Origin of the sequence: Pseudomonas sp. Pf153 (genome assembly GCF_001269775.1) — a bacterium.
Taxonomy (GTDB): domain Bacteria; phylum Pseudomonadota; class Gammaproteobacteria; order Pseudomonadales; family Pseudomonadaceae; genus Aquipseudomonas; species Aquipseudomonas uvaldensis.
Genome location: NZ_LHVL01000018.1, coordinates 173,714 through 193,038, shown reverse-complemented (window position 1 = coordinate 193,038; position 19,325 = coordinate 173,714). Strand labels below are relative to the sequence as shown.

General features: G+C 61.5%; 19 protein-coding genes. 9 read left to right on the top strand and 10 right to left on the bottom strand.

Translation table 11 applies throughout. From position 1 onward, the window contains the following. The first annotated feature begins 5 nt into the window (after positions 1-5). The 8 genes from lptC to AD666_RS12905 all read left to right on the top strand — a co-directional run bounded on the left by lptC (position 6) and on the right by AD666_RS12905 (position 5,496). Positions 6-575 (top strand): LPS export ABC transporter periplasmic protein LptC, encoded by a 570-nt coding sequence (gene lptC, locus AD666_RS12940; protein ID WP_053152286.1) that lies wholly within the window; start codon positions 6-8, stop codon positions 573-575. Beyond that, positions 562-1,107: a lipopolysaccharide transport periplasmic protein LptA gene (gene lptA, locus AD666_RS12935; protein ID WP_053152283.1), complete on the top strand. Its 546-nt coding sequence runs from the start codon at positions 562-564 to the stop codon at positions 1,105-1,107. The genes lptC and lptA overlap by 14 nt, the downstream gene beginning before the upstream one ends. Continuing rightward, the gene (lptB, locus tag AD666_RS12930) at positions 1,107-1,832 is read left to right on the top strand and encodes an LPS export ABC transporter ATP-binding protein (RefSeq protein ID WP_053152281.1); all 726 of its coding nucleotides are present in this window, start codon (positions 1,107-1,109) and stop codon (positions 1,830-1,832) included. The genes lptA and lptB overlap by 1 nt, the downstream gene beginning before the upstream one ends. A 155-nt stretch (positions 1,833-1,987) precedes the next feature. Then, a complete protein-coding gene (locus AD666_RS12925) occupies positions 1,988-3,484 on the top strand; it encodes an RNA polymerase factor sigma-54 (RefSeq protein ID WP_053152279.1) in 1,497 nt (498 codons plus the stop codon). Positions 3,485-3,560: 76 nt separating this feature from the next. Then, positions 3,561-3,869, top strand: coding sequence for a ribosome hibernation-promoting factor, HPF/YfiA family (hpf, locus tag AD666_RS12920; protein WP_053152277.1), 309 nt, complete (start codon positions 3,561-3,563; stop codon positions 3,867-3,869). A gap of 12 nt (positions 3,870-3,881) precedes the next feature. Then, on the top strand, positions 3,882-4,346 hold the full coding sequence (gene ptsN, locus AD666_RS12915; protein WP_053152275.1) for a PTS IIA-like nitrogen regulatory protein PtsN: 465 nt from the start codon (positions 3,882-3,884) through the stop codon (positions 4,344-4,346). A 1-nt stretch (position 4,347) separates the two neighbouring features. After that, positions 4,348-5,205 (top strand): RNase adapter RapZ, encoded by an 858-nt coding sequence (gene rapZ, locus AD666_RS12910; protein ID WP_053152273.1) that lies wholly within the window; start codon positions 4,348-4,350, stop codon positions 5,203-5,205. 15 nt (positions 5,206-5,220) lie between these two features. Beyond that, the gene (locus AD666_RS12905; RefSeq protein WP_053152271.1) at positions 5,221-5,496 is read left to right on the top strand and encodes an HPr family phosphocarrier protein; all 276 of its coding nucleotides are present in this window, start codon (positions 5,221-5,223) and stop codon (positions 5,494-5,496) included. Positions 5,497-5,503: 7 nt separating this feature from the next. On the opposite strand, the gene AD666_RS12900 is transcribed toward AD666_RS12905, so the two are convergent. From AD666_RS12900 to pmbA, 6 genes are all read right to left on the bottom strand, one after another. Continuing rightward, positions 5,504-6,394, bottom strand: coding sequence for a ZIP family metal transporter (locus tag AD666_RS12900; RefSeq protein WP_053152269.1), 891 nt, complete (start codon positions 6,392-6,394; stop codon positions 5,504-5,506). Between the two features lie 19 nt (positions 6,395-6,413). After that, the gene (locus tag AD666_RS12895; protein ID WP_053152267.1) at positions 6,414-7,037 is read right to left on the bottom strand and encodes a superoxide dismutase; all 624 of its coding nucleotides are present in this window, start codon (positions 7,035-7,037) and stop codon (positions 6,414-6,416) included. A 2-nt stretch (positions 7,038-7,039) separates the two neighbouring features. Next, on the bottom strand, positions 7,040-7,480 hold the full coding sequence (locus AD666_RS12890) for a hypothetical protein (protein ID WP_053152265.1): 441 nt from the start codon (positions 7,478-7,480) through the stop codon (positions 7,040-7,042). Positions 7,481-7,507: 27 nt separating this feature from the next. After that, positions 7,508-8,884: an aspartate ammonia-lyase gene (locus AD666_RS12885; RefSeq protein WP_053152263.1), complete on the bottom strand. Its 1,377-nt coding sequence runs from the start codon at positions 8,882-8,884 to the stop codon at positions 7,508-7,510. Beyond that, the gene (locus tag AD666_RS12880; protein WP_053152261.1) at positions 8,877-9,272 is read right to left on the bottom strand and encodes a hypothetical protein; all 396 of its coding nucleotides are present in this window, start codon (positions 9,270-9,272) and stop codon (positions 8,877-8,879) included. The genes AD666_RS12885 and AD666_RS12880 overlap by 8 nt, the downstream gene beginning before the upstream one ends. Positions 9,273-9,444: 172 nt before the next feature. Further along, the gene (gene pmbA / locus AD666_RS12875) at positions 9,445-10,791 is read right to left on the bottom strand and encodes a metalloprotease PmbA (RefSeq protein ID WP_053152259.1); all 1,347 of its coding nucleotides are present in this window, start codon (positions 10,789-10,791) and stop codon (positions 9,445-9,447) included. Positions 10,792-10,943: 152 nt separating this feature from the next. Between pmbA and yjgA the strand changes: the two genes are divergently transcribed. Next, a complete protein-coding gene (yjgA, locus tag AD666_RS12870) occupies positions 10,944-11,468 on the top strand; it encodes a ribosome biogenesis factor YjgA (RefSeq protein WP_053152258.1) in 525 nt (174 codons plus the stop codon). Positions 11,469-11,513: 45 nt separating this feature from the next. Here the strand turns inward: yjgA and tldD are convergent, their stop codons facing one another. From tldD to rng, 4 genes are all read right to left on the bottom strand, one after another. Further along, on the bottom strand, positions 11,514-12,956 hold the full coding sequence (gene tldD, locus AD666_RS12865; RefSeq protein WP_053152256.1) for a metalloprotease TldD: 1,443 nt from the start codon (positions 12,954-12,956) through the stop codon (positions 11,514-11,516). 5 nt (positions 12,957-12,961) lie between these two features. Continuing rightward, positions 12,962-13,825, bottom strand: a complete 864-nt coding sequence (locus AD666_RS12860) for a carbon-nitrogen hydrolase family protein (RefSeq protein WP_053152254.1) — start codon at positions 13,823-13,825, stop codon at positions 12,962-12,964. A gap of 136 nt (positions 13,826-13,961) precedes the next feature. Beyond that, a complete protein-coding gene (locus AD666_RS12855) occupies positions 13,962-17,765 on the bottom strand; it encodes a YhdP family protein (RefSeq protein ID WP_053152252.1) in 3,804 nt (1,267 codons plus the stop codon). A gap of 61 nt (positions 17,766-17,826) precedes the next feature. Beyond that, positions 17,827-19,284 carry a ribonuclease G gene (gene rng, locus AD666_RS12850; RefSeq protein WP_041024433.1) on the bottom strand — a complete coding sequence of 486 codons (1,458 nt, stop codon included), beginning with the start codon at positions 19,282-19,284 and terminating at the stop codon, positions 17,827-17,829. Positions 19,285-19,325: the final 41 nt, after the last annotated feature.

The following is a 19,325-nucleotide window of genomic DNA, read 5'->3' as shown; positions in this document are numbered from 1 at the left end:
CATTTATGCTGAGCAAGAAGATTCGCACCATCGTGGTGTTCGGCTGTATCGCAGCGATTTTCGCGGCGGTAGGCTACTGGAACATCAGTCCGGAACGCTTTCTCGACCGGCCTGCGGCCCAGGTCGAAGAGAAGATAGACTGGTACGCGACCAACACGCACACCCTGCAGTACCTGCCCGACGGCAAGGTGCAGTACGAAATGACGGCCGACAAGGTCGATCATGTGAAGGCCACCGACATCACGTTGGTGACCACGCCGGACCTGAACATGTTTCGTGGCACCGATTTCCCGTGGCATGTGCAAAGCAAGCACGCCGAAGTCAATTCCGGTGGCACCGAAGTGGAGCTCATCGACTCGGTACGCGTGGCCCGCACCGACGAGAAAAACCGTACGACCATCATCACCACAAGTCGCATGACCGTGTTCCCGCAGCAGGAATATGCGCAGACCGAGCAACCCGTTAGAATCGACGGCGCCGGCGGTGTATCGACCGGCACGGGAATGAAAGCGTATCTGAAGGAAAGCAGGATACACCTGCTATCGAACGTAAGAGGACAGTATGAAGCTCGCTAAAACCCTCCCTATTTTGCTCAGTCTGGGCGCAGCACTGGGAAGCGCGAGCGCCTGGTCCCTCCCCAACGACCGCGACCAGCCTATCCGCATCCAGGCCGACGACGCTCAGCTTGACGACAAGAACGGCGTGGCGACCTATAAAGGTGACGTGATCATCACCCAGGGCTCGATGAAGGTGACCGGCAATACCGTGACCATCACCCGCACCCAGTCCGGCGATATAGACGTGGTGACCTCCGTGGGCAACCTGGCCTATTTCGAGCAACTGCAGACAGCCGGCGACACCAAGCCCGTCCAGGGCTACGGCGTGACCATCCAGTATCACGCCTCCCAGGACCGCGTTGTGCTGATCGACCGCGCCAAGGTCATCGACAAGGACAACAACGTCACCCAGGGCGAAAAAATCGTCTACGACACCAACAAGAAACTCGCCAGCGCCGGTCGCGCCACCGGCAGCAAGGTGACCGAGCAGCGCCCACGGATCGACATGGTCATCCAGCCGAAAAAGAAAACCGAGCAGAAGGCCCAGTAATGGCAACTCTGAAAGCTCAGCACCTGGCCAAGAGCTACAAGGGCCGCCAGGTTGTGCGTGATGTCAGCCTGTCCATCGACAGCGGGCAAATCGTCGGCCTGCTCGGCCCCAACGGCGCGGGCAAAACCACCTGTTTCTATATGATCGTCGGCCTGGTACAGGCCGATCAGGGCCGCGTACTGATCGACGACCTGGACGTCAGCCACCAGCCCATGCATGGCCGGGCGAAAGCCGGCATCGGCTACCTGCCTCAGGAAGCATCGATCTTCCGCAAGCTGTCGGTGGCCGACAACATCATGGCGATCCTCGAAACCCGCAAGGATCTCGACAAAGCCGGCCGCCGCCAGGAGCTGGAAAGCCTGTTGCAGGAATTCCACATCAGTCATATCCGTGACAACCTGGGCATGAGCCTCTCCGGCGGCGAACGACGCCGGGTGGAAATCGCGCGAGCCCTGGCCACCGCGCCGAAATTCATTCTGCTCGACGAACCGTTCGCCGGCGTGGACCCGATCTCGGTAGGCGACATCAAGCAGATCATTCACCACCTCAAGGCCAAGGGGATCGGCGTGCTGATCACCGACCACAACGTGCGTGAGACCCTGGACATCTGCGAAACCGCCTACATTGTCAATGACGGACAACTGATCGCCGAGGGCGACGCGGCGACCATCCTGGCCAATGAACTGGTCAAGGAAGTCTATCTGGGTCATGAGTTCCGCTTGTAGGCATAACGTGTTTGGTAAATTGGCCCGGCACCGCTGATTTTATTGCTAGGCAAACACTTCAGTTTCAGGCATATAATTTGCTTAAGGTTTGGCGCTCCGGCGCCATGTAGTGGATGGCGCATGTGCGCCGGCGAATAAGGTGTTAAGCCCCTGCCATGAAACCATCGCTAGTCTTGAGAATGGGCCAGCAGCTGACGATGACGCCGCAGCTGCAACAGGCTATCCGCTTGCTCCAATTGTCGACCCTGGACCTGCAACAGGAAATCCAGGAGGCCCTGGAATCCAACCCGATGCTCGAGCGCCAGGAAGAAGGCGACGACTTCGATAACACCGATCCGCTGGCCGACAACGTCGAGCAGAAAACCAGTACCGAGATCCAGGAACCGTCCTATCAGGAACAATCCGCCCCGACAGTGGACAATCTGGAGGATGGCGAATGGAACGAACGCATTCCCAACGACCTGCCCGTGGATACCGCTTGGGAAGACGTCTACCAGACCAGTGCCAGCAGCCTGCCCAGCAGCGATGACGACGAGTGGGACTTCACCACCCGCACCTCCGCCGGCGAGAGCCTGCAAAGCCACCTGTTGTGGCAGTTGAACCTGGCACCAATGTCGGACACCGATCGCCTGATTGCGGTGACCCTGATCGACTGCATCAACAACCAGGGCTACCTGGACGAGACCCTCGAAGAAATCCTGGAAGCCTTCGATCCCGAGCTGGACATCGAGCTGGACGAGATCGAAGCCGTCCTGCACCGCATCCAGCAGTTCGAACCGGCCGGCATCGGCGCCCGCAGCCTCGGCGAGTGCCTGCTGCTGCAACTGCGCCAATTGCCCGCCAAGACGCCTTGGCTGGCCGAAGCCAAGCGGCTGGTTACCGACTACATCGATCTGTTGGGCGGTCGCGACTACAGCCAGCTTATGCGGCGCATGAAACTCAAGGAAGATGAACTGCGCCAGGTGATCGAACTGGTCCAGAGCCTCAACCCGCGGCCGGGCTCGCAGATCGAGGCCACCGAACCCGAATACGTGGTCCCCGACGTGATCGTGCGCAAACACAACGATCGCTGGCTCGTGGAGTTGAACCAGGAAGCGGTCCCCAAGTTGCGGGTCAACGCCCAGTATGCAGGGTTTGTAAAGCGCGCCGACACCAGCGCCGATAACACCTTCATGCGCAACCAGCTGCAAGAAGCGCGCTGGTTCATCAAGAGCCTGCAAAGCCGTAACGAAACCCTGATGAAAGTCGCCACCCAGATCGTCGAGCATCAGCGCGGTTTCCTGGAGTATGGCGACGAAGCCATGAAGCCATTGGTCCTGCATGACATCGCCGAGGCGGTGGGCATGCACGAATCGACGATTTCCCGCGTCACCACTCAGAAATTCATGCATACCCCGCGGGGAATCTATGAATTGAAATACTTTTTCTCCAGCCACGTCAGTACCTCCGAAGGCGGCGAATGCTCGTCCACGGCCATCCGCGCGATCATCAAGAAACTGGTGGCGGCGGAAAATCAGAAAAAGCCGTTGAGTGACAGCAAGATCGCTGGTTTACTGGAGGCACAAGGCATTCAGGTGGCCCGCCGTACCGTCGCCAAATACCGCGAATCCCTCGGGATCGCGCCTTCGAGCGAACGCAAGCGGTTGATGTAACAGGCCACGCCACAGCGTTCCAGTGGCAGGTATTTCTGCCTGCCGCTTTATGCACTGGCAACGAAGGAGAAGCTGTATGCAAGTCAACATCAGTGGACACCAACTGGAAGTGACCGAACCTCTTCGTCAATACATCGGCGAAAAACTCGACCGACTGGAGAGGCATTTCGACAAGATCACCAACGTTCAAGTCATCATGACCGTCGAAAAGCTGCTGCAGAAAATCGAAGCCACGTTGCATATCCCCGGTGGAGAAGTGGTCGCCAACGCCTCGCATGAAGACATGTATGCCGCGATTGACCTGCTGACCGACAAACTGGATCGCCAACTCAAAAAGCATAAGGAAAAGACCCAGAGCCTCCTCCAGGGCGCGACCGGTCGTTAATCTCCCCAATCCATGATTCGACTAGAAACCATCCTGACCCCCGGCCGTTCCAAGGTGAACGCGCCGGGAGGCAGTAAAAAGAAAGCTCTCGAACAGATTGCAAACCTGATCCATCACGAAGTCGAGGATCTGGAAATGCAGGACGTCTTCGAGGCCCTCGTTGCCCGAGAAAAGCTCGGTTCGACCGGTTTTGGCAACGGCATCGCCATTCCCCATTGCCGCCTCAAGGGTTGTACCGCACCGATCAGTGCGCTGTTGCACCTTGAAGCCCCTATAGATTTCGACGCCATCGACGGCGCACCGGTCGACCTGCTGTTCGTATTGCTGGTCCCCGAAGCGGCCACCGATGCACACCTTGAACTGCTACGTCAGATCGCCAGCATGCTGGACCGCAAGGAAGTTCGCGACAGACTGCGCAGCGCATCGAGTAACGAAGCCTTGTATCAGGTTGTCCTGGACGAACAGAACGGTCATTAACATGCGCCTGATCATCGTCAGTGGCCGCTCCGGCTCCGGGAAGAGTACAGCCCTCAATGTACTCGAAGACAACGGCTATTATTGTATCGACAACCTGCCGGCAGGCCTGCTGCCGGAGCTGGCCGAGCGCGCCCTGATCCATACCGAACTGGCGCAACCGCTGGTGGCGGTTTCCATCGATGCACGCAATCTGCCCAGCCACCTGTCGCGGTTTCCCGAACTGCTCGCAGAAGTACGCAGCAAGCACATCCAATGCGATGTGCTGTACCTGGACGCCGATGAAGAAACATTGCTCAAGCGCTTTTCCGAAACCCGTCGCCGCCACCCGCTGAGCAATGCCAGCCGTTCCCTGGCCGAAGCCATCCACGACGAAAGCCAGTTGCTGGGGCCGATCGCCGACCTGGCGGACTTGAAGCTCAATACCACGCACCTGAACCTTTATCAGCTGCATGACACCATCAAATTACGTCTGCTGAACCAGCCCGAGCCAGGCACGGCGTTCTTGCTGGAGTCATTCGGGTTCAAGCGTGGCATGCCAGTGGATGCCGACCTGGTGTTCGATGTGCGCTGCCTGCCCAACCCGTATTGGAAGCCGGAACTGCGCGACCAGTCCGGGCTTGACCAGCCAGTGATCGACTACCTGGAGGCCCAGGCGGATGTAGAGGAGATGTTCCAGGACATTTCCGCCTACCTGCTCAAATGGCTGCCCCGCTTCGCCGCGAGCAATCGCGCCTATGTCACCATCGCCATCGGCTGTACCGGTGGTCATCATCGTTCCGTCTACCTGACTGAGCGCCTGGGTCGCCTCCTGCAGCCCTCCCTGAAGAATGTCCAGGTTCGCCACCGCGACCTCAGCTAAAGGATTCACATCGCGATGCCAGCTCAGGAAATTGAAATCATTAACAAACTGGGTTTGCATGCCCGTGCGTCAGCCAAGTTCGTGGGTGTAGCGGGTAGATTTCCTGGTACAGAGATCAGAGTCGGACGAACGAAAGATGCCACGATCGACGGCAAGAGCATCATGGCAATGATGATGCTCGCCGCTGGCAAGGGCACCAAGATCTACCTGGAAACCAAGGGCGAAGAGGAGCGGGAAGCGATGGATGCGCTGGTGGCCTTGATCAACAATTACTTCGACGAAGGCGAATAACCCCCTGTCACGCCAACGCCGTATCCAGCACCATCATCAGGCAAAAACCCACCAACAATCCCAGGCTCGCCAGTTTCTCGTGACCATTGCGGCGGGATTCGGGAATGACCTCGTGGGTCACCACCAGCAGCATCGCCCCAGCCGCCAACGCCAGGCCCAGGGGCAAGAACATCTCGGCCAGGCTCACCACCCAGGCGCACAGCAGCGCAAACACGGGCTCGACCAGCCCTGACGCCGCACCAATCAAGAACGCCTTGACCCGCGACATGCCCGCCGTAGCCAGCACCAGCGCGATCACCAGCCCTTCGGGGACATCCTGCAAGGCGATACCCATCGCCAGGCTGTCAGCATCGGGCATGCCGCCCCCTGCCGACACGCCCACCGCCATGCCCTCTGGAATGTTGTGACCGATGATGGCGAACACGAACAACCAGATCCGCCGCGCAATGATCGGACGTCCTGGCGCCGCCACCAGCCTCTCGGGGCTGGCCGAAACCTTGCGGTCCACCAGGTACAACCCGAACGCCCCCGACAGAATGCCAAAGCAGGTAAGGCCGCTGGCGGCCCAAGGCGTGAATCCCAATTGCTGCGCCGCGGCAATGCCCGGCACGATCAGCGAAAACGCCGTGGCAGCGAGCATCACCCCGGCACCGAAGCCCAGTAGCGAATCGCCCACGGCCTGGGGCATGCGCCGGATGACCAGCACCGGCACGGCCCCCAGCGCGGTGCCCAAGGCACAGAGCCCGCCGCCTTGAAGGGCCCGCAGCAGCCTGGACTCCAGGTCCAGCCACGCCAAGCCCTGGGCCGCCAACAACATCATCCCGGTCAACACCAGCAATGACCCCAAGGCATAGCGGAACATCCGTCCGCTTCCAATCGCCAGTGTTTGAGTGTCCATAGTCAGCCTTGGAAGGTGTTCATGAAGGACTCGACGCCAGCGCCGCCTGATAGCGTCGGGCGACTTCAGGCCAATTGATCACGTTGTAGAAAGCGTTGATGTATTCGGGCCGACGGTTCTGGTACAGCAGGTAATACGCGTGCTCCCACACGTCCAGGCCCAGGATCGGCGTATTGCCGTTCATCAGCGGGCTGTCCTGGTTGGCGCTACTCTCCACCACCAAGGTCTTACGCGGGGTCACGCTCAGCCAGGCCCAGCCGCTGCCGAATCGGCTCAGCGCAGCCTTGGTGAATGCTTCCTTGAATCGCTCCAGCCCCCCCAGTTGTGTCTCGATCGCTGCGCCAAGCGCACCGTCCGGTTGGCCGCCGCCCTCAGGGGACATCACTTCCCAGAACAAGGAATGATTGGCATGGCCGCCGCCCTGATTGATCACCGCCGCCCGTAGGTTCTGTGGCAACTGCTCCACGCTGGCCACCAGTTTTTCGATGGGCCATTGGGCGTACTCGCTGCCCTCCACCGCGGCGTTGAGGTTATTGATATAGGTCTGGTGGTGTTTCGTGTAGTGGATCTCCATGGTTTTCGCATCGATGTGCGGTTCCAGGGCGTCGTAGGCGTAGGGCAGCGCAGGCAAGGTAAAAGCCATTTTCAATGAACTCCATAATGAAGAGGGGCATTGCGGTGCAAGGGTGACGTGTCTTTGCTGTGGAGCAACCGTTGGGTGCGGGGGTACTCGCCATGCTCACTGATGAAACCCAGCAGTTCGACATAAGTCCTGTGGCTCTGGCGCATCGCGGCCGCACGCAGGGCCGCCGGCATGCACTCGTCTTGCAGGGTCTGCAGCAACCGTTGATGGATGGCGCACAAGTATTCGGCGCTCTCCTCTGGCTGGTTCAGGCGCAGGTGCAAGTCCGCCAGATTGTGGTGGGAGACGACGCAGGCGGCCACGGCCTCATCGGCGTCAGGCCAGCGTTCATAAAGCACCTGGGCCAGGGCCAGGGCTTGCAGGTAGGCTTCGCGGGCATCCACCAGTTCGCCCAGCATGAAATGACGATTGGCTCGTTCGATTGTGCGTTTCCAGTGCTCCATGATGAGTCCTCCACACAGGGATCGGAATTACACACCACCCGCCGTGAGCTTCTCGGGGTCCAGCAAGACCTCCAGTTCGCTACGCGACAGGTCAGTGTGTTCCAGGGCGACATCGATGACCGGGCGGCCTTGTTGATAAGCCGTCTTGGCGATTTGCGCGGCTTTCTGGTAACCGATGATCGGGTTCAATGCTGTAACCAGGATCGGGTTGCGCGACAGCGCCTCCTTGAGCCTGGCCTCGTTGACCTTGAAAGTGGCAATGGCCTTATCCGCCAGCAACCGGCTGACATTGGCCATCAAGGCGATGCTGCTCAGCAGGTTCTGGGCGATGATCGGCAACATCACGTTCAGTTCGAAGTTGCCCGACTGGCCGGCCACGGTGATCACCGTGTCGTTGCCGATCACCTGGGTCGCGACCATCGCGGTGGCTTCCGGGATCACTGGGTTGACCTTGCCGGGCATGATGGAAGAGCCCGGCTGCAAGCCCTCCAGCTCGATCTCGCCCAGGCCAGCCAGGGGCCCGGAATTCATCCAGCGCAAGTCGTTGGCGATTTTCATCAACGACACCGCCGTGGTCTTGAGTTGCCCGGAAACCGCCACCGCGGTGTCCTGGGAACCGATCAGGGCGAAGAAGTTCTTGCCAGGCGTGAATTGCACCTGAGTCAGCAGGGTCAGCTGTTGGCTGAACAGCTCGGCGAAGCGAGGGTGGGCATTGACCCCGGTTCCCACCGCCGTGCCCCCCTGGGCCAGGGCCTGCAGGCTTGGCAGCAGCTCCTGCAAATGGCCGATATTGGCTTTCAACTGCTGCGCCCATCCCTCCAGCACCTGGCTCAGGCGGACCGGCATCGCATCCATCAGGTGGGTACGACCGGTCTTGATGAACGGATGAACCTCCATCGCCTTGTGCTCGATCACCTGGACCAGATGTGTCAGCGCCGGCAACAACTGCTCATGCAAGGCCAGTGCGGCGCTGACATGAATGCAGGTGGGGATGATGTCGTTACTGCTCTGCCCGCAGTTGACGTGATCGTTCGGGTTGACCGTCTCTCCCAGTAACCGGCTGGCAAGGGTGGCGATCACTTCGTTGGCGTTCATGTTCGAACTGGTGCCGGAGCCGGTCTGGAAGATATCCACCGGGAAGTGATCCATGAAATGACCTTCGAGCAGCCCTTGCGCCGCATCGACAATGGCTTTGCCCTGAGCCGCGCTGATCTGTCCCAGCTCCACGTTGGCCCGGGCGGCGGCGGCCTTGGCAAGGATCAGTGCGCGAATGAACGGCGCAGGCATGCGCTGGCCGCTGACGGGGAAGTTATCCACGGCACGCTGGGTCTGCGCGCCGTACAGGGCATCTGTCGGGACGTGGAGCTCGCCCATGCTGTCGCGTTCGATACGGGTATTACTCATCGGGAAATCCTTGTACCGGTTCATTAAGAGAGAGGGAGGGTGCCAAGACGCAGGTCGCCAGCGCCCAGGCATGGCTCTGCCAACGCCTCAGGCGACATTGGCAGAGTGATTGGCGTTCGAGATCGCGCAATGGGCGCCAGGCCTGATCGAGACAGAGCGCCCGCCAGTGCCAGGGCAGCGCGATATCCGAGGCGGTGTCGAGCAGCAAGCGAAAGGCCGTTTCGCCGATCATCCATGGCGAAGTGGCGGTACAGCAGGCCAGATAGCGCCCTTCGGCCAGGTAGTGCTCGATCAACCGCGGTTCGTCCGGGTTCATCGCACATCGGATCTGACGACTCATCCAGCGCCAGCTTTCAAGGTAAGGCTGTTCGTGCAAGGCAAGACTCATGACCGGGGCTCAATCGGCTAATGAGATTAATTATTAGATGATAATAAGAATCAACACAAGCCTTGAGAGAAAACACATTTTTGCCAGGCCCTGGGTCCAAACAGGGTCAAGCGGACATAAAAAAAGCGCGTCACCCGCTAGGTTGACGCGCCGTCCTTATTGCGATGACAGGTCAGCTGCCCGCCACCGTCATCCGCTCGATCAGCACGGAACCGGTGCGGATGTTGCTGCGCAGTTCCAGGTCGTTCCCCACGGCCAGGATCTGCTTGAACATGTCGCGCATGTTGCCGGCGATGGTCACTTCCTGGACCGGGAATTGGATCTCGCCATTTTCGACCCAGAACCCCGCCGCGCCACGGGAGTAATCCCCGGTCACCATGTTCAGGCCATGGCCCATCAGTTCGGTCACCAGCAACCCACGTCCCATGCGGCGCAGCAAGGCCGCCTGGTCCTCTTCGCCATGGCTGACGAACAGGTTGTGCACGCCACCGGCATTGGCGGTACTCGGCATACCGAGCTTACGGCCCGAATAGGTGCCCAGGATGTAGGACACCAGCTCGCCCTTCTCCACGAACGGTTTGGCATAGGTCGCCAGCCCATCGCCGTCGAAGGCCGAACTGCCCATGGCCCGCATCAGATGCGGACGTTCATCGATCGTCATCCATTCCGGGAACAGTTTCTGCCCCAGCGCACCTTCGAGGAACGAAGACTTGCGGTACAGGTTGCCACCAGACACCGCCGACAGGAAGCTGCCGAACAGCCCACCGGCCAGCTCGGCGGCAAACAATACCGGCACTTCGCAGGTGGGTACCGGGCGAGCGCCCAGACGACTGGCTGCTCGCTGAGCGGCTTTCTGACCGATGCTCACCGGATCCGCCAACAAGTTGCCCTGACGGTTCACGTCATACCAATAGTCGCGCTGCATCTGGCCGTCGGCCTCGGCAATCATCACGCAGCTGAGGCTGTGACGGGTCGAGGCATAACCACCAATGAAACCGTGGCTGTTGCCGTACACCCGGCAACCTTGATGGGTATTGAGCGTGGTGCCATCGGCGTTCCTGATCCGGCTGTCGGCGTCGAATGCCGCCGCCTCGCAGCGCAATGCCTGCTCGATGGCCTGCTCGGGCGTAATGTCCCAGGCGTGGAACAGGTCGAAATCCGGCTGTTCCTTGCACATCAGCGCGGCATCGGCCAGGCCCGAAGCTTCATCTTCGGACGTGTGTTTGGCGATTGCCAACGCAGCGGCGACGGTTTCACGAATGGCATCGGGGCCACTGGCCGACGTGCTGGCCGAACCCTTGCGCTGCCCCACATACAAGGTGATACCAAACCCTTGGTCGCGGTTGAATTCGACGGTTTCCACCTCGCGCTGGCGCACCGACGTCGACAGGCCCTGCTCCAGGGACACTGCCACTTCGCAGGCACTGGCGCCCTGTCGCCGGGCTTCGGCGAGGATCTGCTCGACTTGTTCCTGCAGTGCCGGCAACGCTTGCGGACCGACGCTTTGAACTGCACTCATGGTGTTCTCCACTCAAATTCTGCTTTCGGTCGGGGCCTGCGGGAAAAGTGCCTGCGCGACTTTTCATACAAACCCGAGGCCTTCGAGCGACCGGGCCGGACAAGCGGCCCCCGACTGGTTATCATGGCGGCGTTTCTTTGCGGACTGCCCCCATGGTTGATTCTTACGACGACTCCCTCTACGAGGGTGAAAAAAGCAAATCCCAGGTCAAGCGCGAGCTGCATGCTCTGGTTGACCTTGGCGAGCGCCTGACAACACTCAAGCCCGACTTGCTGGCCAAACTGCCCCTGACCGACGCCTTGCGCCGGGCCCTGGCCGATGCGCCCAAGCACACCGCGAACATCGCGCGTAAACGGCACCTGCAGTTCATCGGCAAACTGATGCGCGATCAGGACACCAGCGCCATCCTGGTTCTGCTCGATCAACTCGATGCCTCCACCCGACAGTACAACGAACGCTTCCACAACCTGGAACGCTGGCGCGATCGCTTGATCGCAGGCGATGACGGCACCCTGGAAAAATTCGTCATCGACTACCCGGAGGCTGATCGCCAGCAACTGCGCTCCCTGATCCGTCAGGCCCAGCACGAGGTGGCGCATAACAAGCCCCCGGCCTCGAGCCGTAAAATCTTCAAGTACATCCGCGAGCTGGACGAAACCCAACGCGGCCTGCGCTGAGTAACGTCAGCGGGTGGAGGCTCAATACTCCACCCGCGGCTCCTGTCATGCGCCCGTGCCACCCACGGTAATCGCATCGATCTTCAAGGTCGGCTGGCCGACACCTACGGGCACCGATTGCCCATCCTTGCCGCATGTGCCCACGCCACTGTCCAGTGCCAGGTCGTTACCGACCATCGAAACCTTGCTCATTGCCTCCGGTCCGTTGCCGATCAGCGTCGCCCCTTTGACCGGTGCGGTGATCTTGCCGTCCTCGATCAGGTAGGCCTCGCTGGTGGAGAACACGAACTTGCCGCTGGTGATGTCCACCTGGCCGCCACCGAGGTTGGCGCAGTAGATGCCTTTTTTCACCGAGGCGATGATCTCCGCCGGATCGCTCTGGCCACCCAGCATGTAAGTGTTGGTCATGCGCGGCATCGGCAGGTGCGCGTAGGACTCCCGCCGACCATTGCCGGTGCGGGCCACGCCCATCAGCCGAGCGTTGAGCTTGTCTTGCATGTAACCCTTGAGCACGCCGTTTTCAATCAGCGTGGTGCACTCGGTCGGCGTGCCTTCATCATCGACGCTCAAGGAACCGCGACGCCCGGCCAGGGTGCCGTCATCGACGATCGTGCAGAGTTTCGAGGCAACCATTTCGCCCATGCGTCCGCTGTAGGCCGAACTGCCCTTGCGGTTGAAATCGCCTTCCAGGCCATGCCCCACCGCTTCATGCAGCAGCACGCCGGACCAGCCTGACCCCAGCACCACCGGCAATGTGCCGGCCGGCGCCGGAATGGCTTCCAGATTGACCAGTGCCTGGCGCAACGCTTCGCGTGCGTAGCTCATGGCGCGGTCTTCGCTGAGGAAATAACGGTAATCTGTGCGCCCGCCGCCACCATGACCACCGCGCTCGCGGCGACCGTTCTGCTCGACGATCACACTGACGTTGAAGCGCACCAAAGGCCGAACGTCCGCCGCCAGGCCACCGTCGGTGGAGGCCACCAGGATCCGCTCCCAGACGCCGGCCATGCTCACCGACACCTGCTGGATACGCGGATCGAGGGCTCGAGTGGCAACGTCGATGCGCTTGAGCAGCTCGACCTTTTCAGCGCGGCTCATGACCTCCAGCGGGTTGTCCGGCGCATACAGCTGCGCAACATCCCGGCTGCTGAAAGCCTGGACCTTGCCGTTCTGCCCGGCTCGGGAAATCGAACGGGCGGCACGGGCGGCGGCGCCGAGGGCTTCCAGGGTAATGGCGTTGCTGTAGGCAAAACCGGTCTTTTCCCCGGACTGGGCCCGCACGCCAACGCCCTGGTCAAGGTTGAAGCTGCCTTCCTTGACGATACCGTCCTCCAGCGACCAGGACTCGGAAATCTGGCCCTGGAAATACAGGTCGGCGGCATCGATGCCCGGCCCGGCCAGGTCGCCCAGCACGCCCTGAAGGCTTTCCAGGGTGACGCCGCCAGGGGCTAAAAGGTGTTCGCTGACTGAGGACAACAACCCGCTCATATGTTCTACGCCTTGAATTCGTCGTCTTGGACAGGCCGCTGTCGAGCGCCCTGCGAGAAAAAGCGCCGATGGCTCGCCACCGGCATGCGCGCCCGGATGGACGCTTGTTCGTTGCTGTCCAGTTCGGCCAGCAGCACGGCTTCACCTTGATCCTGTTGCGCCAGCACCCGTCCCCAAGGATCGACAATGGCGGCGTGGCCGAAGGTTTCACGCGGTCCTGGATGCACGCCGCCCTGGGCGGCCGCCAGCACGTAGCACTGAGTTTCGATGGCCCGGGCGCGAATCAGCACCTCCCAATGAGCGGCGCCGGTCACCGCGGTGAACGCCGAGGGTGCGCTGATCAGTTCCGCCCCGGCAGCCCGCAGCTCGCTATAAAGCTCCGGAAAACGCAAGTCATAGCAGACCGTCAGGCCGACCCGCCCCACTGGCGTATCGGCGACCACCACGTTACTGCCGTAAGCATAGTCATCCGACTCGCGATAGCGTCCACGATTGTCCGCCACGTCCACATCGAACAAGTGCAGCTTGTCGTAGCGCGCCACCACCTGGCCCTGATCGTCCACCAACAGCGAACAGGCATGCGCCTTGGCCTCAGGCCGATCCACCGGCGGCAAGGGCAACGTCCCGGCCACGATCCATAACCTGAGGTCGCGGGCGACCTGTTTCAACCAGGGCAGGATCGGTCCCTGACCAAAGGCTTCGGCGCGACCGATGTCGGCGACGTCCCGCCGGCCCATGGCGGCGAAGTTTTCCGGCAGCACCGCCAGCCGTGCACCACCGACGGCCGCCCGTTCCAGTAGCACCCGGGCACGCGCCAGATTGGCGAGCACATCGCTCTGGCTGACCATTTGGATTACTGCGACTGACATGGTGCTTCCCCTTGTCGTTGTCTTCCCCTGTGGGAGCGAGCCTGCTCGCGATAGCGGTGGATCAGTCAACATGCATGTTGGATGTACCGGCCTCATCGCGAGCAGGCTCGCTCCCACAGGGAATGGTGTCGATCCGTCAAAACGGCTTGTCAAAGGTGATCTTCGGCTCTTTCCAGGGTCCCTTGACGTCGTATCTTACGCTGGCAAACCGCGCCACGCGGTCACCGATCAGCTTGTCGATCAGAAACAATGCGCCTCCCACCGCCGGGGCGCCCACGATCAGCGCGGCAATCGGCAGATTGTTGGTCACCGGCAGCGTCACCAGCAGCTTGGCATCGACCCGGTCGGCCACCATGTCCAGCGTACCGTTGAGCTCCAGGTTGCTCGATGGGCCCGTCAGCATGATGGGTTCGCGGGTCACGTAAACGCCATTGCTCGCCACCAGCAGTCCCTTGACCCGGTCGTAGCTCAGCCCCTTGCCGAACAGATCGGAGAAATCCAGGCGCAGCCGCCGGCCGATGGAGTTGAAGTTCAGCAGGCCGAAGACCCGCAGTGCCTGGGCGCTGCCTTCGACCTCGACGAACTGGCCCTTGCTCAGCGAAGCATCGAGGCTGCCGGAAAAGCGCTTGGTGGCGACCCAGGCCGGTGATCCGGGCCAACGGCCATCGACATCCAGGCGGAATTCCTGGCTGGTCACGCTGGGAGCGAACCCCCAGCCCTTGAGCACGTCGGCCAGGTTCTTGCCGCTGATGCGCCCCTTGTACCAACTGCTGGTGGAGCCAGGCGCGCCCTCCCAGCCACCACTGCCGTTCAGAACCATCCCCTTGAGACCCATGTCCAGATTGTTCAGCGCGATGCCCTTGGCGGTCGGCCTTACTTTCAGAGACCACGCACCAATGAGATCAGTGCCCTGGAACAGCTGATCGATGGTGATATCCATCGCCGGGATCCGCGAAGGATCGACCGATGCCAGTGGGTCCGGTGCGTTCTCGTCGGCTTGTACCGTCGGATCCGCGGCCGGCAAGCGGACGTAATCGAGGTTGATACCGATCGGGGCAGCCTTCGCATCCGGCAGGTTGACATTGCCCTTGGCCTGCTGGCTGTCGAGCCGCAAGGCCCAGGCGTCCGCTTTGCGATCGAGCTGCAGCGACGCCTGGTCCAAGGTGGTGCCCATGGCCGTAAGCTTGCCTACCTTCAGGTCAGCACCGCTGAGCAACTGCCTGGCGCTGCCGCCCGGGTCCTGCCCGGCGTACTTGTTCACCAGATCCTGCCAGGGTTCCACGTCCAGCGCCGGGAGCGTCCCTCGCAGCCGAACCCCTTTGGCGCCCGGCAAGACTGCATCTCCATCCCCCAACAACAGTTCCCCGCGCCCTTCGGCAACCTTCCCGTTCGGTGCCGCATAGGTGAAGCTGGCCACATCGCCATAATCCACCCAGTAGCGTCGCTCCGCCCCTTGCAACGTCATGCGCAACACCGTATCGCGACCGGCATCTGCTGCCAGGCCAAAGGGTGCCGGCAGATTCACGGCCACGCCCTTGAGGTTGGAGTTGACCGATAACTGGCTATCGGCGCCGTCGAGAATCACCTGCAACTGGTACGGAATGATTCCGGTGACCGGCAATGGCTGGGTGACGTTCAGCCAGTCGGTGATTTTCTTGACCTCCACCCGCCCGGACGCCGCCACCCGGGTGTTGAGCGCACCCGCACGGCCTTCGGCATAGATCTGCGCCGTCACGGGCCGGTCGAACGCTTGGGCAGCGATGTTCTTGCCGCTCAGTCCCTTGCTGCTGTCGAAGCGGAAATCCCCCTTGAGCTGGGTGAGCTCCAGCGCCGGTTCACTGAGCTTGAGCCGGGCCTTGTCGGTACTGAAGTCCACCAGGATCTTCGGCTGCTCACTTTTGACCAGGGGGATGTCGAGCTTCACGCGGCCTTGCAGGTCGCCGTCGCCTTCCCAGCCAGCGAACGTCTCGGCGGTGCCGATCGGTGCCGTCTGCAGTATTTTCAGGCCGTCTTTCAGGCCCCCGGCGAACCCGCCGTCCAGCAGCAGATGCGAGGGTTGCCCGCTCGGGACATGGGGGATTTCCACCGACACGTCCTTGACCTGGGTGTCCAGCAATTGCCCCTGGGTGGCGTAGATGCGCACGCCGCTGTCCTCGACGAAGACGTCGCCGTTGACCTTGCTGACCGAAGGCCAGCCCGGCTGGAACGCCAACTCGGCGTCGTGCACCTTGAAAAACAGGCTGATGCTGCGGGCCGCGTCACCGGCACCGTGGTTCAGCGAACCTTGATACTGGAAGAAGCCCTGGTCCACCGCCCCTTTGACGATGGCCGTACGCAACCACTCGTCCAGGGCCGGGCTCAGGACCGCCGGCAGGTACTTGGCGGTGTAGCGCCCGTCGCCATCCACCAGGCCGACCCGCAGGTCCATGTAGTCTTCCTGGCTATGATCCAGATGCAGTCGGATCAGGAAATCGCCTGCGATCCTGCCCTCTTCTCCCAGCACCTTCAGATACGGCGCGATGAGAGTGAAGCTTTGCTTGTCCAGCTTCCAGGTCAGCCGGGCGTTGGCCTGCAGATACTGCCAGGGCTTGGCGAAAATCGGGTCCAGGTGCAGGACAAAATCCTTGCTGTCCATGCGCAGTTCACCGCCACCGAGGTCGCCACTGAGGCTGCCCGAGACATTGCGCGCCGCCGGTGCACCGCGATAGGCATCGAACCCCACTGTATCCAGATTGGTGGCGAAGCTGACCTTGCGATCGCCGGCGTTCTGTGGCCGGTAGTCCACCAACACGTTGCGCAAGGCGCCGGTCACCTTGAGCCGGTCGATCGTCGTTGCGACGCCTTCGGGCAAGGGTGCAAGAGAATGGATCAGAGGCGTAAGCGGGGTCAGGTCAAGGCGATCGGCCTGCAGATGCCAGAGCTCTTCGGCCTTCTCGGTGGCGGCGCTCTGCTGCAATTGCAGGCGCGACGTCCAGCGGGTCTCCCCCAGGCTCATGGCCAGGGAATCGAACGTCGCGGTGAAGCCGTCCGCACCGCGCTGGAAATACCCATCGAGCGCCAGGTTGCGGATCTGCACCGGCGTGCGTTCGGCATAGGCACCCGTGAGTTCCGGGGCGTTCAACCGTACGGCCGCGCTTTGCAGCGTGCCGTCTCCCCAGCTCAGCCATATTTCGCCGCCGGCCTTGATCCGGGAAAAATTCCACTGCCGGGTCAGGCCGTTCGGTAGCCATTTCGACCAGTCACTCTGGGGCAGGCTCAGGTAGGCATCGGCCCGTCCGTTCCTCCAGTCGCTGGCTCGAATACGGGTGCGCAGGTTGAGCGCCACCGGCTGGCCGTCGGGCAGGGTCAGGCGGGCATCCAGACGCTGACGGGTGGCTCCGGTCTTCAGACTCAGGCCGACATAGGTCAGGGTCAGTGGCGCTTGCTCCAGCGGTTGCAAAGTGACTTGACTATCGAGGATCGACAACCTGGAAATCACCTGCATGCGTTCCAGCAGTTGCTGCGGGTCGACTGGCTGATCACCCTTCACCGGCAGGCCTTCCAGGGCCCATTGGCCGTCGGCGGCTTCCTTGAGACTGATCTTGAGACCGCCAAGCTCCAGATGAGCGATGCGTGCCTGACGCGCCAGCAGACTGTCCCACACGTCGGGCACGGCCCGCACCTGGTCCAGGTGCAGCGCATTGGCACCCTCCCCAACCGTCACGTCGTGAGCCGACAGAACAGGGGACAAGGCACTCCAACCACCTTCCAGGCTACCGATGCGTACGGGCAAGCCCAGGGCATCACTGGCGCGGGTCTCGACTTCAGCGCGATATTCCGCCACCAGGGGCGCCAGTTCCCGGCCGAGGCTGACATACAACGCCAGGAGTACCAGCAGCAGCGCACAAAGGCCCAGCCCCCAACGGGTCAACGCGGCTAAAATGCGTGTCAAACGCTCCATGTCAGCAGACTCCCCTGGCAATGGTGTTCACGTCAGCGAGATCGCTGTTTCAGGAGCCACGTCAGAGCAGCACAACGTCGTATTGTTCCTGGGAATACATGGTTTCGACCTGGAAGCGAATCGTACGCCCGATAAAAGCCTCCAGTTCCGCGACATTACCCGACTCCTCATCGAGCAGGCGGTCCACCACTTTCTGGTTCGCCAACACTCTATAGCCAGTGGCCTGGTAGGCGCGCGCCTCCCGGAGAATTTCCCTGAAGATTTCGTAACACACGGTTTCCGGGGTCTTCAGCTTGCCCCGCCCCTGGCAGGCGCTGCACGGCTCGCACAGCACCTGCTCGAGGCTTTCGCGGGTGCGCTTGCGGGTCATCTGCACCAGGCCCAACTCGGTGATGCCGATGATGTTGGTCTTGGCGTGGTCGCGCTCGAGCTGCTTCTCCAGCGTCCTGAGTACCTGCCGCTGATGCTCCTCATCCTCCATGTCGATGAAGTCGATGATGATGATCCCGCCCAGGTTGCGCAGGCGCAATTGGCGGGCAATGGCGGTGGCCGCTTCCAGATTGGTCTTGAAGATGGTTTCTTCGAGGTTGCGATGACCGACGAACGCCCCGGTGTTGACGTCGATGGTGCTCATGGCTTCGGCCGGATCGACCACCAGGTAGCCACCGGACTTGAGCGGCACCTTGCGCTCCAGGGCCTTCTGGATCTCGTCCTCGACGCCGTACAGATCGAAAATCGGCCGCTCGCCGGGATAATGCTCTAGGCGGTCGGCAATTTCCGGCATCAACTCGGCTACGAACTGGGTGGTCTTCTGGAAGGTTTCCCGGGAGTCGATGCGGATTTTCTCGATCTTGGGGCTGACCAGGTCCCGCAGCGTGCGCAGCGCCAGGCCCAGGTCCTCGTAAATCACGCTGGGCGTGGCAATGGTCTTGATCTGGGCGGCGATCTGGTCCCAGAGTCTGCGCAGGTAGCGGATATCCATGAGGATCTCATCGGCCCCGGCCCCTTCGGCGGCAGTGCGCAGGATAAAGCCACCGGCTTCCTTGATGCCTTCCTTCTCCACGCAATCGCTGACCACCTGCTTAAGGCGTTCGCGCTCGGCTTCGTCCTCGATTTTCAGCGAGATGCCGACGTGGGCGGTGCGTGGCATGTACACCAGGTAACGCGACGGAATGGACAGTTGCGTGGTAAGCCGTGCGCCCTTGGAACCGATGGGGTCCTTGGTCACCTGCACCACCAGGCTCTGGCCTTCATGAACCAGGGCGCCGATGCTCTCCACGGCCGGGCCTTCGCGCATGGAGATTTCCGAGGCATGGATGAACGCTGCGCGGTCCAGGCCGATATCCACGAACGCCGCCTGCATGCCCGGCAACACCCGCACCACCTTGCCCTTGTAGATATTGCCGACGATGCCGCGCTTCTGCGTGCGCTCGACATGCACTTCTTGCAACACACCGTTTTCAACCACCGCCACGCGCGACTCCATCGGCGTGATGTTGATCAGGATCTCTTCACTCATGGCAGGGTCTCGTTCAGGCATGTTCACGATAATGGCCGCAT

Bases quoted from the DNA above. Each gene is read 5' to 3' on its own strand.
- AD666_RS12860 (WP_053152254.1), bottom strand. From the start codon at position 13,825: ATGTCAGTCGCAGTAATCCAAATGGTCAGCCAGAGCGATGTGCTCGCC.
- AD666_RS12880 (WP_053152261.1), bottom strand. From the start codon at position 9,272: ATGAGTCTTGCCTTGCACGAACAGCCTTACCTTGAAAGCTGGCGCTGG.
- AD666_RS12885 (WP_053152263.1), bottom strand. From the start codon at position 8,884: ATGAGTAATACCCGTATCGAACGCGACAGCATGGGCGAGCTCCACGTC.
- AD666_RS12895 (WP_053152267.1), bottom strand. From the start codon at position 7,037: ATGGCTTTTACCTTGCCTGCGCTGCCCTACGCCTACGACGCCCTGGAA.
- ptsN (WP_053152275.1), top strand. From the start codon at position 3,882: ATGATTCGACTAGAAACCATCCTGACCCCCGGCCGTTCCAAGGTGAAC.
- hpf (WP_053152277.1), top strand. From the start codon at position 3,561: ATGCAAGTCAACATCAGTGGACACCAACTGGAAGTGACCGAACCTCTT.
- yjgA (WP_053152258.1), top strand. From the start codon at position 10,944: ATGGTTGATTCTTACGACGACTCCCTCTACGAGGGTGAAAAAAGCAAA.
- AD666_RS12925 (WP_053152279.1), top strand. From the start codon at position 1,988: ATGAAACCATCGCTAGTCTTGAGAATGGGCCAGCAGCTGACGATGACG.
- pmbA (WP_053152259.1), bottom strand. From the start codon at position 10,791: ATGAGTGCAGTTCAAAGCGTCGGTCCGCAAGCGTTGCCGGCACTGCAG.
- AD666_RS12900 (WP_053152269.1), bottom strand. From the start codon at position 6,394: ATGGACACTCAAACACTGGCGATTGGAAGCGGACGGATGTTCCGCTAT.
- lptC (WP_053152286.1), top strand. From the start codon at position 6: ATGCTGAGCAAGAAGATTCGCACCATCGTGGTGTTCGGCTGTATCGCA.
- AD666_RS12905 (WP_053152271.1), top strand. From the start codon at position 5,221: ATGCCAGCTCAGGAAATTGAAATCATTAACAAACTGGGTTTGCATGCC.
- rapZ (WP_053152273.1), top strand. From the start codon at position 4,348: ATGCGCCTGATCATCGTCAGTGGCCGCTCCGGCTCCGGGAAGAGTACA.
- AD666_RS12855 (WP_053152252.1), bottom strand. From the start codon at position 17,765: ATGGAGCGTTTGACACGCATTTTAGCCGCGTTGACCCGTTGGGGGCTG.
- lptA (WP_053152283.1), top strand. From the start codon at position 562: ATGAAGCTCGCTAAAACCCTCCCTATTTTGCTCAGTCTGGGCGCAGCA.
- lptB (WP_053152281.1), top strand. From the start codon at position 1,107: ATGGCAACTCTGAAAGCTCAGCACCTGGCCAAGAGCTACAAGGGCCGC.
- tldD (WP_053152256.1), bottom strand. From the start codon at position 12,956: ATGAGCGGGTTGTTGTCCTCAGTCAGCGAACACCTTTTAGCCCCTGGC.
- AD666_RS12890 (WP_053152265.1), bottom strand. From the start codon at position 7,480: ATGGAGCACTGGAAACGCACAATCGAACGAGCCAATCGTCATTTCATG.
- rng (WP_041024433.1), bottom strand. From the start codon at position 19,284: ATGAGTGAAGAGATCCTGATCAACATCACGCCGATGGAGTCGCGCGTG.